A 13790-nucleotide genomic window follows, 5' to 3' on the forward strand; every position below is an offset into this window, starting at 1 on the left:
GCGCGCACAAAATCCCATGCGCGCCATCGCGATAAGCGAGGCGTCCGACGCCCTGAAGGGAGCCGGACGCCTGAACGGCGGGCAAAGCGCCGGATGCGTTATTCGGTGCGCTCGACCTCTTCGATGCGGAAGCCTTCGATGACGTCGCCGACCTTGATGTCCTGGTAGCCGTCGACGCCGATGCCGCACTCGTAGCCCTGCTTGACGGTCTTGACGTCGTCTTTGAAGCGACGCAGCGAGGAAATCTTGCCCTCGAAGATGACCGTCGAGTCGCGGACCACGCGAACCTTGTCGTCACGCGAAATCTCGCCCTCGGTGATGTAGCAGCCCGCGATGTTGCCGACCTTGGGGACGCGGAAGACGTCGCGGACCTCGGCGGAACCGGTGTCGCGCTCGACGATTTCGGGGGCGAGCATGCCCACGCGGGCCGCGTTGATGTCCTCGATCGCCTGATAGATGACGCGATACAGGCGAATGTCGACCTTCTCGTGCTCGGCCGCCTTGCGAGCGCCCGCGGTCGGGCGAACGTTGAAGCCGATGATGATGGCGTCGGATGCCGCGGCCAGGGTCACGTCGGTCTCGGTCACGCCGCCGACGGCGGAGTGGATGATGTTGATCTTGACCTCGGACTGATCCATCTTGTCGAAGGCGTCGCGCAGGGCCTCGATCGAACCCTGAACGTCGGCCTTGACGACGAGGTTGAGTTCGGTCGTGCCCTCCTCGATGCGGCTGAACAGGTCGTCGAGGCTCATGTGGGTCTTCGCCTCCTGAGCCTTCAGACGCTCGCGCAGGGCGCGCTCTTCGGCCAGCTTGCGGGCATCGCGCTCATCTTCGAAGACACGGAACTCGTCGCCTGCGGTGGGAACGCTCGAAAGGCCGAGGATCTCGACCGGATCGGACGGACGCGCCGCCTCGGCATGGTTGCCGCGCGGGTCGATCAGAGCACGGACGCGGCCGTAGCTAGTGCCCGCGACGACAGTATCGCCCGGCTTCAGCGTGCCGCGCTGCACGAGGACCGTGGCGACCGGGCCGCGGCCCTTATCGAGGTTGGCCTCGATGACGAAGCCGGACGCCAGGGCATCGGGGTTCGCCTTGAGCTCGAGGACGTCGGCCTGCAGCAGGATGGTCTCGAGCAGGTCGTCGATGCCGATGCGCTGCTTGGCGGAAACGTCGACGAACATGTTCGAGCCGCCCCACTCCTCGGGGATGACGCCGTACTCGACCAGTTCCTGACGCACGCGGTCGGGCGTGGCGCCGGGCTTATCGATCTTATTGACCGCGACCACGATCGGCACGTTCGCCGCCTTGGCGTGGTTGATAGCCTCGATCGTCTGCGGCATGACGCCGTCGTCCGCTGCAACGACCAGGACGATGACGTCGGTCACCTGAGCGCCGCGGGCGCGCATCGCCGTGAAGGCCTCGTGGCCCGGGGTATCGATGAAGGTGATCTGACGGCCGTCGATGTTGACCACGGAAGCGCCGATGTGCTGCGTGATGCCGCCGGCCTCGCCTGCGGCGACGCCGGTATGGCGAATCGCGTCGAGCGTGGAGGTCTTGCCATGGTCGACGTGGCCCATAACGGTGACCACGGGAGGACGCGGCTTGAGGTCCGCCTCGGTGTCGTTATACACCACGGCGTACTCTTCCTCGGGCGAGACGACGCGGACCTTGCGGCCCATATCGTCGGCGATCAGCTCGATCAGCTCGTCGGTCATGGTCTGGGTGACCGTGAGAACCTGGCCGAGCATGAACAGTCGCTTGATGACGTCGTTGGACGGCACGCCCATCAGGTCGGCGAACTCGCCGACCGTCGAGCCCTGCATGACCTCGACCACGCTGTCGTCGAGCACCAGATCGGGATCGATGCCCTTCTCGATGGCCTCCATGGCCATGCGCTCGCGCTGAGCTGCCTCTCGCTTTTCCTTGCGCTTCTTGCGGCGGCCTTCGCCCTCGTTATTGGAAGCGGCGGCGACGGCGGCGCGGGCCTCGGCGAGCACCTTGTCGCGCTGGAGCTTCTCGGCCTGGACGGCCATCTGGGCGTAACGGTCCTCGCCCGCCGGGGTGGCGAGTTCGGGAACGTCGGGCTCGAAATGATGCGTGCCGCGCTTGCCGCCCTGGCCCTTGCCGCCCTGCTTCTTGGGGGCGCGGGTGGGAGCGGTCGCCTGCTTGTTCGCCTTCTCGGCGCTGATGCGGGCCTTCTCGGCCTCGATCTGAGACAGCAGCGAATCGAACGACGACGTCGCGCGAGGCGCGGGGGCGGGCTTCTTCGCCGCCGGAGCAGCCTGCTTGGACGTGCCTTTCTTGCCACCGCGCTGGGCGAGGCTTTCGGCGACGGCCTTGCGCTTGGCGACCTCGGCCGCGATTTTCGCGGCACGGGCGTCGGCCGCCTGCTTGGCGCGACGCTGCGCCTCGGCTGCCTTCTGCTCCTCGATCTGGCGTGCGAGGCTGGAAAGGCCGGAGGAAGCGGGTGCGGGCGCGGGCTTCTTCTTGGCCTGCGGCTTATCGGCCGCGGCCTGGCCGGAACCGCCTGCGCGGCGGGCACGCTCGGCGTCGCGCAAAGCACGCTCGCGCTCGACCGCCTCGCGGCGCTCGCGCTCTTCCTCGGCCTTCTTCTTCGCGGCCGCCTCTTTCTCGGCCTTCGCGGCCTTGGCGGCCTCGGCATCGATGCCCTCCGCCTTCTCGCCCAGCTCGGGCGCGATAGCTTTCTTAATCGCTTCGACGTTGTCGTCCGACAGAACGCTTGCGTGGCTCTTCGCGGGGATCTTCATATCCTGAATGCGAGAGAGCAGCTCTTTGCTGTCCATGCCGAATTCCTTCGCCAATTCATGAACTCTCATGCTGGCCATACGGTACTCCTCGTCTATCCTCTACTCTCTCGAACTACTCCTCGTCGGCGTGAATGCCGCAGAAGCGGCTGCCGGGACGGGCATGATTGCGGCAATGCGCGCCGTCCTCGGAAACGAAGGCGCAGAATTCCGCCTCGTCCTCCTCGGGCTCTTCGTCGATGAGCATATTCACTTCGGGCGCCGGCGCGATGCCGAAGCTCGTGGACTTGATGTCGATGTGCCATCCGGTCAGACGCGCTGCCAGACGGGCGTTCTGGCCCTCCTTGCCGATTGCCAGGGAGAGCTGGTCGTCGGGAACCACCACGGTGGCGTAGTGGTTGGCCTCGTCGATGCTCACGCGGGTCACGCGAGCGGGGCTGAGCGCCTGGGCGACGTATTTCGCAGGATCCTCGTCCCACTGGATCACGTCGACGCGCTCGTTGCGCAGCTCTTCGACCACCATGCGCACGCGGCTGCCCTTCGGGCCGACGCAGGCGCCCACCGGGTCGAGATTGCTCTCGCGGCTGGCGACGGCGACCTTGGAGCGGGCGCCGGGCTCGCGGGCGATGGACTTGACCTCGACCATGCCGTCGTAGATCTCGGGGACCTCGAGCTCGAAAAGGCGGCGGATCAAGTCGGGATGGGTGCGCGAGACCACGATTGCGGGACGCGCCTGGTCGCCGCGGACGCGGGGCTCGAGCGCATTGGGGTCGCGCACGTCGATGATCAGCACCTTGATGCGCTGGTTGTGACGGTAATGCTCGCCCGCGGGACGCTCGTTGCGCTCGCCGGGGTTGCGCTTCTGGTCGTAATGAGGCAGCTCGGCCTCGACGCCGTCGCGGATCTTGACGATCGTGAAGTCGGGCGTGACCTGCAGGACCGTGCCCGTCACGATGTCGCCCACGCGGTCGCTGAACTCTTCGTAGATGCTCTGGCGGCCGGCCTCGCGCACCATGGCGGCGATGACGCCCTTGGCGTTCTGCGCGGCGATGCGGCTCACGTCGTTCGGAGTCACGTCGCGCTCTTCGAATTCGCTGTACTCGCCGGTCTCCTCATCGGGCTCGCCCACTGGAACCAGCTCGTAGACGTAGATGCGGCCCGTGGTGCGGTCGATCGTCACGCGCGCATCCCATTCCAGGTCGAGAATGTTCTGATAGCTCTTGGCAAGCGATGCCTCGAGACGTTCGATCAGATAGAACTCGTCGATCTTCTTCTCGTGCGCCAGGGCTTGCAAAGCCTCCATAAGTTCGGATGCCATGGTATTCCTTCCTCGTCGACGTACGTATCGTACGTGCTCGCTCGGTCTTTATCGGGAAAAGTCGATGACGCCCTTGACATGCGCCTTCTTGATATCGCCCAGAGGAACGTCGATCTTCGCTCCATCCTCCATGGAAAGCTCGACGCAGCCTTTCCCCTCGTCGAAGCCGCACAGGCGGGCATTGAATCGGCTGCGGCCGTCGATAGGCGACGTCGTCATGACGTAGACCTCATCGCCGGCGAATCGGGCGAAATGCTCGGGAGTGCGCAGCGGGCGGTCGATGCCGGGAGAGCTCACCTCAAGCGTATAGGCTCCCGGAAACGGATCGAGCTCGTCCATGATCTCGTTCACCCACGCCTGGGCGGTCGTGATCTCCTCGAACGTGATGCCCTCGGGCGTATCGAGATACACGCGGATGGTGGGAGCCTTGCGGGACCCGACCACTTCGACCGTCACGATTTCGATTCCCTCGTCGGCCGCGCGCGGCTCGAGGGCGGCAAGCAAGCTTGCCTCTTTGGACGAAAGCATCCCGTCCTCCTTTCCAGACACCCTGAATAGGTGCTTATACAAAAAGAAAGCGGGCCGTGCCCACTTTCTCATGCGTCAGAAAAAGTTTTAGCGTATCGCACGTACCAGCCGCGCAAATACGATATTTCTTATACCACAGCAGACAGAACGCGCGCAAGGGCGCGACGTCGGTTCATCGTTCGAATACAGAATATATGCGAACGTCGCGGCGGCGGACGCCGAACTTAGCGGCCCTCTTCGATCAGAATGCGGGCCAATCCGCCGAAATCTCCGCACATCAAGCCAGGGTTTTCGGCACGCAGCACTCCTTCGTCGAACATGCCCCACGTGACCGCAGCCGTCAGCATGCCCGCGGCATTGCCCGCCTGAATGTCGAAGGGGCTATCGCCCACGTAGGCGCAGCGCGCGGGATCGGCGCCTACCAGGCGCGCGCCGAGCGCCACCGGATCGGGATCGGGCTTATGGCGTTCGCAATCATCGGCGCCCACCACGCAGTCGAAGAACTCTGCGATGCCCAGCACGTCCAGACCATGCGCCGCCAGGCGATGCATCTTCGACGTGACCACGCCGAGCACCATGCCCGCATCGCGCATCCGCTCGAGCGCCTCGCGCGTGCCGGGAAAAAGCGAGATGCGATCGTCGTGGACGCTTTCGTTATAAGCGCGATATACGCGCAACAGCTCGTCATGGACGTCGGCATCGTCGGTGAAGTCCCACATCTGCACCGCGAGGGGCTGCCCGACCTTCGCCATAAGGCGCGCGTCGGAAATGGTCTCGCCGAGCACGGACCGGGTGGCATGACGGAAGCTGTCGAGAAGCAGGTCGTGCGTGTCGACGAGCGTTCCGTCGTTATCAAAGAGGACGGCTTGCAAAGCGGACATGGAAAACCTTTCGTGAAGACCGGGTCCCGAAATGCACCCGGATATGACGTTCGCACTTTAGCGTATCATAGGCGCGCAACGCGAAAAGAAGGCCGCAGACGGCCGAGGAAAGGAACATATATGAGAGCTTTGGTGCAACGCGTGACCCGCGCCCACGTCGATATCAACGGCGAAACGGTTTCAAGCATCGGCAAGGGGTTCGTCATCCTCTTGGGCGTCGGTCATGACGATAGCGAGGAGCAGGCCGACAAGCTGTGGGCCAAGATCTCGAAGATGCGCATCTTCGAGGACGAGAACGGCAAGACCAACATCGGCCTGGCGGACGTCGGCGGCGACGTGCTGGTGGTCAGCCAGTTCACCCTCTACGCCGACTGCAAGCGCGGGAACCGCCCGTCGTTCGTGAACGCCGGCGCGCCCGACGAGGCGAACCGCCTCTACGAGTACTTCGTCGGCCTCGTGCGCGAAGACGTGGGGCATGTCGGCACCGGATTGTTCGGCGCCGACATGAAAGTCGAGCTCGTCAACGACGGCCCCTTCACCATCTGGCTCGACACCGACACCCTGTAAGCCCGGCCGGCAGCGCGTTTCATAACGCGCCGGCAACGGATAGGCGCGCTGCGCAACGGGAGGGAAACAAACCCTTCGCCCGGCCGCGCCGTTCTGTCACGATGGCGCCCGGAAGGTGCAAGCCCTCCCCGCGCGCCGCCCGGCGCCGGCCCCCACCCGAGAGGAATACCATGAAAAGCATCCGTTTCTGGGGCGTGGTCATCGGAGCCGCTGCTCTTGTCGCCGTCGGCTTCCTCGGAGCCAAGCTGCTCGACCGCGCGGCCGAACCTTCGGTCACGATGAGCGCCGACACGGTGGCCGAGCAGCTCGTCGAATGCAGCGAGCTGGCCACGATGAAGCTCGAGTACCGAGGACTCGTCACCTACGAGGAAGGCGAGCTTCCCCTTCTGACGAAGAAAGCCTTCACCATGATCTACGACGCCGACGTGCGCGCGGGCGTCGACCTGTCCCAGGCGACGGTCGAGGTCGCAGGCTCTTCCGTGAAGGTGTCGCTTCCCGCGGCCACCGTCCAAAGCATCGCGATCGACCCCGATTCCCTGCAATTCTACGACCAGCGATACGCGCTGCTGAACTGGCAGGACCGCGACGACACCGCCAAGGCGCTCCAGATGGCGCAAGATGACGCCGAGGCGAAAGTCGACCGCACGGCCATGATCGGCGACGCGCAGAAGCAGGCCGAGACCATCGTCGAAACCATGCTTCTGCCCTTCACCGAAGACGGCGACTACACCATCGAAGTAAGCTTCCGCGAACCGGCCGAGCAGGCGGACGCGGCATAGCGAAAAACGAGGCGTCCGCCGCCTGAGCGCGCTGGCGCATCCGTGGGAAAGGAGTATCCATGATCGTCACCACCACCCAATCCGTCGAGGGATATCGCATCACCGGCTACTACGGCATCGTCTTCGGCGAAGTCGTCACCGGCGTCAACTTCCTGCGCGACATCGGCGCAGGGCTGCGCAACGTGTTCGGCGGCCGTTCGAGCGGATACGAAAACGAGCTCGAGCAGGCACGCACCAAGGCGTTGCGCGAAATGGAAGAGCGCGCAGCCCGCATGGGGGCGCACGCCGTCGTAGGCGTCGACCTCGACTACGAGGTGCTCGGCGAAGGCGACATGCTGATGGTCACGGCAAGCGGCACCGCCGTCACCGTCGAGGCCCTGTAAACGCGAAGAGGGGTGGAAGCTCAGGCTTCCACCCCTCTTTCGATTCGAGCGCCGTTGCGTCGCAAGCTCGAGCGAATCGCGCTACGCCTGGCCGGCGGCGGCGACGGACTTCTTCAGAATGACGAGCGTCCACACCAAGCATACGCCGAGCACGATGTGGCTCAGGCCTGCGATGCCGGAGATAGCGGCGTCGGCGCCGGAAGGCAAGGCCGCGCCCAGAACCTCGAACACGCCGCGCACGAGCATCATGACGACGGCGGCATTCAGACCGACCTGATAGCCGATGAGGACCTTGTTCAGGCCCTTCTTCTCGCCGCCGAACACGCGGACGAAGATCGTCAGCGCCAGGAAGAACAGCACGCCGAGGATCATGTAGTGCGGATGGATGACGCCGAGGGCCGTGGCGCCGTCGAATCCGTTGAGCTTGGTGAACTCGCGGAAGAACACGCCGCCTGCAAGCGCCAGCACGGCATAGACGATCGCGCAATTCATATATTTCTTCATGGGGGCTCCCTTCTTTCGCAGGCGCTCCTGCACGCCTGCCGCTTTCTTCGCTCAGTATAACAATTAGTGAACATCGTTCAGATTTTTTGCATAACCTCCCGACAATCGGGTCTGCCCCGCTATCCCCCATACGAAAAAACCGCCCGGATTCGGGCGGTTTCGGCATCGGTTTTAAAGAATGCGCTAATAGACCATTCCCATGGCTTCCTGCACTTCGGCAAGCGTCTGGTTCGCGATCTCGTTGGCGCGCTTATTACCCTCGTGCAGCACGTCCTTGACGTAATCGAGGTCTTTCTCGAAGGCGGCACGGCGCTCGCGAATGGGAGCAAAGTACTCGTTGACCGCCTCGGTCACGTATTTCTTCAGCGCGCCCGATCCGCCCATGCCGATTTCCTCGGCGATTTCAACCTCGTCGCGGCCGGTGCAGATGGCGGCCGTGGAGATGAGGCCCGAAACGCCGGGACGATTCTCGGGATCGAACGTGATCATGCGTTCGGAGTCGGTCTGGCTCTTCTTGATGCGCTTGGCGGTCTCTTCGGCGGTCATGGAGATGCTGATGGCGTTGCCGTAGGACTTGCTCATCTTGCGGCCGTCAAGGCCGGGGAGAAGCGGGGTGTCGGACAGAAGGGCGTCGACTTCGGGGAACACCTGGCCGTAGCGGTTGTTGAAACGGCGGGCGATCGTGCGGGTCAGCTCGATGTGAGGCAGCTGGTCGCGGCCGACGGGGACCACGTTGCCCTTGCAGAACAGGATGTCGCACGCCTGATGCACGGGATAGGTCAGAAGAAGACCCGTGAGCTCGTGGCCCGACGCCTCCATCTCGGCCTTCACGGTGGGGTTGCGCTGCAGCTCCGCTTCGGTGACCAGGCTCAAGAACGGCAGCATGAGCTGGTTGCAGGCGGGAACGGCGGAGTGCGTGTAAATCATCGTCTTCTCGGGGTCGATGCCGCACGCCAAATAATCCATCACCATGTTGTACACGTTGTCCTGGATGTGCTCGGTGGTGTCGCGGTCGGTGATCACCTGGTAGTCGGCGATGAGCACGTTGGTGCGCGCGCCCATGTTCTGAAGCTCGACGCGACCCTTCAGCGTGCCGAAGTAGTGGCCGAGATGCAGCCTGCCCGTCGGGCGGTCGCCCGTCAGCATCGTGTATTTCTCAGGATGAGCCGTCAGGTCGGCGCGAATCTCGTCGCTGCGCTTCTGGCTCGCCTCAAAGCTTCCTTCGTTTGCCATGGTTGGGCGCTCCTTCGAATAGTCATGCCGCCCGCGTGCGGCGGATGCGGCAGGTTCGGCGTTGTCGGCAGACTATGGTAACACGACCGACGCGCGAAGGCCGTCTCGCGATGCGCGTGCTATAGTAGGCGGCATGAATTCCTACACCACCATAGAAGGCCGCGCGACGGCCGAAATCGAAGAGAAGAAGAGCCGCTTCATCGCAAGCGTCGCCCACGTCGAAACCGAAGAGGAGGCCCTTGCCTTCCTCGAAGAGGTGCGGGCGGCCAATCGCATGGCGCGACACAACGTCTACGCCTACATTCTGCGCGAAGGCGGCGCGGGGGCCGACGGCCGCGTGCGCTACTCCGACGACGGCGAGCCCCAGAAAACCGCAGGGCTTCCCACCCTCGAAGTCATCCAGCATGCGGGCCTGACCGATATCGCCATCGTGACCACGCGCTATTTCGGCGGCATGCTGCTGGGAACGGGAGGCCTGGTGCGCGCCTACACGCAGGCCGCCCAGGCGGGCATCGAGGCCGCGAATCTCGTGGTGGTCTCGCAATGCGTCGACATATCCGTGCGCATGGACTACCCGCTCTACGACCAGATGGTACGTCTCGCCGCCGATTGCGAAGCCAAGACGATCGACGTGCAGTACACCGACCGCGTCACCATGGTGCTGCGCATGCTCGACGGAACCCAAGAGCCTCTGCTCGCGAAGCTCACCGAGCTGTTCCGCGGCAAGGAAGAAATCGAAGTCTCCGACCCCTTCGATGCCATGTTCTAAATCCGCCGCAAGCGCCTAGGAGCGAGGCAGCGCGACGTACGCCTCGTCGCTGCCGACGCCGCACCTATGAAGGTCGACTCCGAACGCCTCGTCTATCGCGCGCGACGCATAGACCTCGTCCACCGTGCCTGCGGCCGTGACCGCCCCGGCGTCCATGACCGCCATACGGTCCGAATAGCGCAACGCCAAGTCGAGATCGTGAATGACCAGGACGACCGTCTTGCCGCATTCTTCGTTCAACCTGCGCACGAGCCTCATCACATCGTGGCAGGCCCCGATGTCGAGATACGTCGTCGGCTCGTCGAGCACGACGGTGTCGGCATCCTGGGCCAGCGTCATGGCGACGAACGCGCGCTGCCGCTGACCGCCCGAAAGCCTGCGCAGGTCGCACGAGCGCAAACAAGCGACATCGGCGAGCTCCATCGCATACTCGACGGCGGCACGGTCGGCGCGAGAAAGACGGCCCTGAGACGACGAATACGGAAAGCGCCCGCACGCGACGAGCGATTCGACGGTCATGGCAGGCGGTCGCGGCCCCTGCGCCAGCAACGCAAGACGACGGGCACGCTCGCGGGCGGCATACGACCGAACATTTCGCCCGTCGAGCAAAACATCGCCCCTGCAGGGCCGGACGATACCGCACGCCACCTTCAACAACGTCGATTTACCGCAGCCGTTCGGTCCGACGATGCTCGTCACCGCGCCTCGTTCGAATCCGATCGAAACATCCTCGATGAACGGACGGGAGCGATCGTACGAAAAGCCGACGCCGCGCAGCTCGAGCGCGAATTCGCGTTCGAGCGAAGGACGGGCCGAATCGCGAGCAGCTCTATTCAAGGCCTCCCCTCCTGTTCTTGAAAATCAGATAGATGAAAAACGGCCCCCCGACGAACGCCATAAGAATGCCCACCGGCACCTCGTAGGGCGCAAAGGCGACACGGGCAATGAGGTCGCAGCCGACCACGAACGCGGCGCCGGCTACCGCAGACAGAGGGAGCACCGCGCGGTTGTCGTTTCCGACCGCGAAACGCACGATATGAGGAACGATCAACCCTACGAAGCCCAGAAGGCCCGCGAAGCTCACGGCCGCCCCGGCAAGCAACGACGCGACGGCCAGCATGGCGAGCCTGACGGCGCGTACGTTCAATCCGAGCGCATGCGCCATATCGTCGCCGAGCGCGACCACGTTGAGCCGGTGCGCCCCACACATCGCCGCCACAAGGCCCGCCGCAATCAGAACCGCAGGCCATGCAAGATCCGACAGCAGCACGCCCGAGAGACCGCCCGTCAGAAAGACCGACGAGCCCACATAGGCGTCGGGCGCCACGATCATGACCGTATTCATACCTGCGCCGAACACGGTGGTTATCGCTATGCCCGACAGCACGACGGTCAGACGCGACGCGCCCGCATGCAGCGATATGCCGAAAATGACGGCCGCCGTAGCCAAAGCGCCGGCGAACGCCGCGAACGGAGCAGCCCAAGGCGCATGGGGAAACAGCGCCGCGACCGCGAGCACGAACAGCCCTGCCCCCGAGTTGACGCCGATCACATTCGGACTTGCGAGCGGGTTGTCAAGCACCGATTGAATGACGGCCCCCGCCACTGCAAGGGCCGCGCCTGCAAGCAGCGCGGCCAGGACGCGCGGAAGCCTGACGTTTACCAAGATGCTTTTCGCGGCATCGCTCACTTCTCCGCCGCAGACCCATGCCGCGAGCTCGCCGAAACTCACAGAAGATGCTCCGCACAAGAAAGCCGCGATGCTCAGCGCCGCAAGAGCCGCGCAGGCAATGGCGAAGGCCGCCGCCCGACGACCTCGCCCGGCGGCGTGCCCCGATTCTTCACGAACGCGCCGCATCACGCCTCGTTCTGCCCGGACACGAGATGCCCCGCAAGCGTCTCATAACTCTGGGCCCATTTCGCATTGGGCTTGTACAGGAACAAATCGGGATCGAGCATGATGTAGCGACCCTCCTGCACTGCCGAAAGCGTCGCCCATGCAGGATTTTCTGCGGTCTGCGCCTCGAGATTGCGCATAGCGGTCTCGGTGTCGTTGCCCATAGGAATCACGAAAATGTAATCGGGGTCGAGCTCGATTACCGACTCGAGACTGAAGTCGGACAGAAGGCTGCGATTCTCGTCGGCAAGATTGACGACGCCCAAATCGGCAAGCATATCGCCCGCCATCGACGAGGACGTCAACACACGAGTCCCCCGCGAATACGTGGTCATGAGCAGAGCCGTGGAAGGCTCGCTCGCCTCGGGCATGTCCGAAATCGCCTGCTCGATCGCCTGCTGCACCGATTCGCCGTTTCGGCTATACAGGTCGTCGCGGCCGGTGATGTCGCAGAACACGCGCAGCATGCGCAAGTAGTCCTCGAAAACCGTGACCTCGAAATACGCCACGGGGATGCCCGAAGCATCAAGAGCCGCCTTGAAATCGGCCTGGCTCGAATCGCCGCCGCGGCCGCCTGTGCCGCAGGTCATGATTACGAAATCAGGCTCGAGGGCGATGACCGCCTCGAGGTTGATGTTCGAGAAGTCGCCCACCTTCGCGACGTCGGAAGACTCGATATCGAATGCATCGAACGTGAAAGCGTCGTCAGAAGCGCCGACCAAGGTGCCGCCGGCAAGCTCCCACGTGTTCGCGAAGCTTCCCATGCACGCAACGACGCGCTGGGGATTTTCCACCGTGACCTCGTTGCCCATATCGTCAGTGAAAGTATAGGCCTGCGGACGTTCCGCTTCGATGGCAGACGCCCCCTCGCCCTCTGCCGACGACGCGCCGTCGCCGGCGCATCCTACGAGCATCGATGCCGAAAGCGCGAGCGCGAGCGCAGTGGAAAGCAGACCTGCGCGCACTGACACGCGGCTGCGATACGTTTCATCGAACATAGCGGAAGATCCTTTCATAGAGAGCATGCGGCCGTTCTTATTCATGGGAGGCGGCCCCTTCGTCGTCGAGCTTCAATCCATGCGCGCAATAATCGTCCTGCGCGAGGATGTCGCCCTCGTGGTAATACGCGGCGCGGGCGCGGCATCCGCCGCATCCGTCGCGATAGTCGCACGTGCCGCAAGCGCCCGAATAGGCCTCGGTGCGCAGCTTCTCGAACACAGGGCTCGATTTCCAAATCTCGTCGAACGGAGTCGCGCGCACATCGCCCGCCTCTTCCGTCATATACGCGCACGGACGAACGATTCCCTCCGACCCGACGACACAATACGTCAAGCCGGCAAGGCATCCGCGTGAAAAACGCGTCTCCACGCCGAGCTGTTTGGCGACGCGCGTGAATTGCGGGGCGCACGTGGGCTTGACGTCGATGGAAACCTGTTGCGATTTCATCATGATGTCGCGCAGAAGTTCTTCGTTCTCCCTCACCTCGAGCGCGGTCTCCTTGATGAATTTCCCTCGGCCCACGGGAATGAGGAAAAAGATGTAGTGCGCGACGGCGCCGATACGCTCGGCGAAGTCGGTGATGTCGCAGACCTCGTCTCGGTTCCAGTCGACGACGGTGGTATGAAGCTGGAACGCCAGCCCCGCCTTCTTGCACGCCTCAATGCCCTGCATGGTTAGCTCGTAGGCGTTTTCGAGCCCGCGGAAGCGGTCGTGCTTGGCAGGATCGAGGCTGTCGACCGAGATTCCCATGGCGCAAGCCCCGCACTCCTTCAGACGCGCGGCCGTCTCATACGTGATCAGCGTGCCGTTCGTTCCGAAAACAGGACGCAGCCCCCGCGAAGCGGCATGCGCGACCAGGTCGAAAATATCAGGGCGAAGCAACGGCTCTCCGCCCGAGAAGATCATCACTTTGAAGCCCGCACGTGCGATCTCGTCGATCATCTTCTTCGCTTCATCGGTGCCGAGCTCTTTGTCCGTAGCCTCCTCGGCATCCTGGTAGCAGTGCTCGCATTTCAAATTGCATTTGTTCGTCGTCATCCACGACACGATCATGATTGCCCCCTTTTCGGCGCACGAAACCATCGGCGCGCCATCGCCTTTCTTCTCGATTTTCTTTCGAATGTCTATGGAAACCGAAGCGTCGCACGTCGAAGCGGCCTTTGCACG

At 63.7% G+C, this 13790-nt stretch carries 14 protein-coding genes; 4 read left to right on the forward strand and 10 right to left on the reverse strand.

Annotation, left to right across the window (positions count from 1 at the left end; genetic code table 11):
- Window positions 1–98: 98 nt before the first annotated feature.
- The 4 genes from infB to Q6E04_RS02725 all read right to left on the reverse strand — a co-directional run bounded on the left by infB (window position 99) and on the right by Q6E04_RS02725 (window position 5492).
- Window positions 99–2846 (reverse strand): translation initiation factor IF-2, encoded by a 2748-nt coding sequence (gene infB, locus Q6E04_RS02710; RefSeq protein ID WP_303249270.1) that lies wholly within the window; start codon window positions 2844–2846, stop codon window positions 99–101.
- 34 nt (window positions 2847–2880) lie between these two features.
- A complete protein-coding gene (gene nusA / locus Q6E04_RS02715; RefSeq protein ID WP_303249271.1) occupies window positions 2881–4083 on the reverse strand; it encodes a transcription termination factor NusA in 1203 nt (400 codons plus the stop codon).
- Window positions 4084–4131: 48 nt separating this feature from the next.
- Window positions 4132–4611 carry a ribosome maturation factor RimP gene (rimP, locus tag Q6E04_RS02720; RefSeq protein WP_303249272.1) on the reverse strand — a complete coding sequence of 160 codons (480 nt, stop codon included), beginning with the start codon at window positions 4609–4611 and terminating at the stop codon, window positions 4132–4134.
- A 224-nt stretch (window positions 4612–4835) separates the two neighbouring features.
- On the reverse strand, window positions 4836–5492 hold the full coding sequence (locus tag Q6E04_RS02725) for an HAD family hydrolase (protein WP_303249273.1): 657 nt from the start codon (window positions 5490–5492) through the stop codon (window positions 4836–4838).
- A gap of 120 nt (window positions 5493–5612) precedes the next feature.
- Here Q6E04_RS02725 and dtd point away from each other — a divergent pair, with 120 nt between their 5' ends.
- The 3 genes from dtd to Q6E04_RS02740 all read left to right on the forward strand — a co-directional run bounded on the left by dtd (window position 5613) and on the right by Q6E04_RS02740 (window position 7221).
- Window positions 5613–6059 (forward strand): D-aminoacyl-tRNA deacylase, encoded by a 447-nt coding sequence (gene dtd / locus Q6E04_RS02730; protein ID WP_303249274.1) that lies wholly within the window; start codon window positions 5613–5615, stop codon window positions 6057–6059.
- 170 nt (window positions 6060–6229) lie between these two features.
- On the forward strand, window positions 6230–6838 hold the full coding sequence (locus tag Q6E04_RS02735) for a DUF4230 domain-containing protein (RefSeq protein WP_303249275.1): 609 nt from the start codon (window positions 6230–6232) through the stop codon (window positions 6836–6838).
- Between the two features lie 59 nt (window positions 6839–6897).
- The gene (locus Q6E04_RS02740; RefSeq protein WP_303249276.1) at window positions 6898–7221 is read left to right on the forward strand and encodes a heavy metal-binding domain-containing protein; all 324 of its coding nucleotides are present in this window, start codon (window positions 6898–6900) and stop codon (window positions 7219–7221) included.
- An 81-nt stretch (window positions 7222–7302) separates the two neighbouring features.
- On the opposite strand, the gene Q6E04_RS02745 is transcribed toward Q6E04_RS02740, so the two are convergent.
- On the reverse strand, window positions 7303–7725 hold the full coding sequence (locus Q6E04_RS02745) for a DUF2871 domain-containing protein (protein WP_303249277.1): 423 nt from the start codon (window positions 7723–7725) through the stop codon (window positions 7303–7305).
- A 183-nt stretch (window positions 7726–7908) separates the two neighbouring features.
- Window positions 7909–8958, reverse strand: coding sequence for a tryptophan--tRNA ligase (trpS, locus tag Q6E04_RS02750; protein WP_303249278.1), 1050 nt, complete (start codon window positions 8956–8958; stop codon window positions 7909–7911).
- 133 nt (window positions 8959–9091) lie between these two features.
- On the opposite strand from trpS, the gene Q6E04_RS02755 reads away from it, so the two are divergent.
- Window positions 9092–9727, forward strand: coding sequence for a YigZ family protein (locus tag Q6E04_RS02755; RefSeq protein WP_303249279.1), 636 nt, complete (start codon window positions 9092–9094; stop codon window positions 9725–9727).
- A 15-nt stretch (window positions 9728–9742) separates the two neighbouring features.
- Here the strand turns inward: Q6E04_RS02755 and Q6E04_RS02760 are convergent, their stop codons facing one another.
- Genes Q6E04_RS02760 through nirJ2 form a run of 4 tightly spaced genes read right to left on the reverse strand, consistent with a single transcriptional unit; the run spans window position 9743 to window position 13676 of the window.
- A complete protein-coding gene (locus Q6E04_RS02760; protein ID WP_303249280.1) occupies window positions 9743–10564 on the reverse strand; it encodes an ABC transporter ATP-binding protein in 822 nt (273 codons plus the stop codon).
- Window positions 10557–11585, reverse strand: coding sequence for an iron ABC transporter permease (locus tag Q6E04_RS02765; protein WP_123197151.1), 1029 nt, complete (start codon window positions 11583–11585; stop codon window positions 10557–10559). Before Q6E04_RS02765 ends, Q6E04_RS02760 begins: the two co-directional genes overlap by 8 nt.
- Window positions 11585–12667: an ABC transporter substrate-binding protein gene (locus Q6E04_RS02770; protein WP_303249281.1), complete on the reverse strand. Its 1083-nt coding sequence runs from the start codon at window positions 12665–12667 to the stop codon at window positions 11585–11587. Before Q6E04_RS02770 ends, Q6E04_RS02765 begins: the two co-directional genes overlap by 1 nt.
- Window positions 12660–13676: a putative heme d1 biosynthesis radical SAM protein NirJ2 gene (nirJ2, locus tag Q6E04_RS02775; RefSeq protein ID WP_303249282.1), complete on the reverse strand. Its 1017-nt coding sequence runs from the start codon at window positions 13674–13676 to the stop codon at window positions 12660–12662. Before nirJ2 ends, Q6E04_RS02770 begins: the two co-directional genes overlap by 8 nt.
- Window positions 13677–13790 lie beyond the last annotated feature (114 nt).

Origin of the sequence: uncultured Slackia sp., assembly GCF_959608125.1 — a bacterium.
Lineage (GTDB): Bacteria > Actinomycetota > Coriobacteriia > Coriobacteriales > Eggerthellaceae > Slackia.

Coding starts and splice junctions, on each gene's coding strand:
- infB (WP_303249270.1), bottom strand. CDS start 2,846: ATGGCCAGCATGAGAGTTCATGAATTGGCGAAGGAATTCGGCATGGAC.
- nusA (WP_303249271.1), bottom strand. CDS start 4,083: ATGGCATCCGAACTTATGGAGGCTTTGCAAGCCCTGGCGCACGAGAAG.
- rimP (WP_303249272.1), bottom strand. CDS start 4,611: ATGCTTTCGTCCAAAGAGGCAAGCTTGCTTGCCGCCCTCGAGCCGCGC.
- Q6E04_RS02725 (WP_303249273.1), bottom strand. CDS start 5,492: ATGTCCGCTTTGCAAGCCGTCCTCTTTGATAACGACGGAACGCTCGTC.
- dtd (WP_303249274.1), top strand. CDS start 5,613: ATGAGAGCTTTGGTGCAACGCGTGACCCGCGCCCACGTCGATATCAAC.
- Q6E04_RS02735 (WP_303249275.1), top strand. CDS start 6,230: ATGAAAAGCATCCGTTTCTGGGGCGTGGTCATCGGAGCCGCTGCTCTT.
- Q6E04_RS02740 (WP_303249276.1), top strand. CDS start 6,898: ATGATCGTCACCACCACCCAATCCGTCGAGGGATATCGCATCACCGGC.
- Q6E04_RS02745 (WP_303249277.1), bottom strand. CDS start 7,725: ATGAAGAAATATATGAATTGCGCGATCGTCTATGCCGTGCTGGCGCTT.
- trpS (WP_303249278.1), bottom strand. CDS start 8,958: ATGGCAAACGAAGGAAGCTTTGAGGCGAGCCAGAAGCGCAGCGACGAG.
- Q6E04_RS02755 (WP_303249279.1), top strand. CDS start 9,092: ATGAATTCCTACACCACCATAGAAGGCCGCGCGACGGCCGAAATCGAA.
- Q6E04_RS02765 (WP_123197151.1), bottom strand. CDS start 11,585: ATGCGGCGCGTTCGTGAAGAATCGGGGCACGCCGCCGGGCGAGGTCGT.
- Q6E04_RS02770 (WP_303249281.1), bottom strand. CDS start 12,667: ATGAATAAGAACGGCCGCATGCTCTCTATGAAAGGATCTTCCGCTATG.
- nirJ2 (WP_303249282.1), bottom strand. CDS start 13,676: ATGATCGTGTCGTGGATGACGACGAACAAATGCAATTTGAAATGCGAG.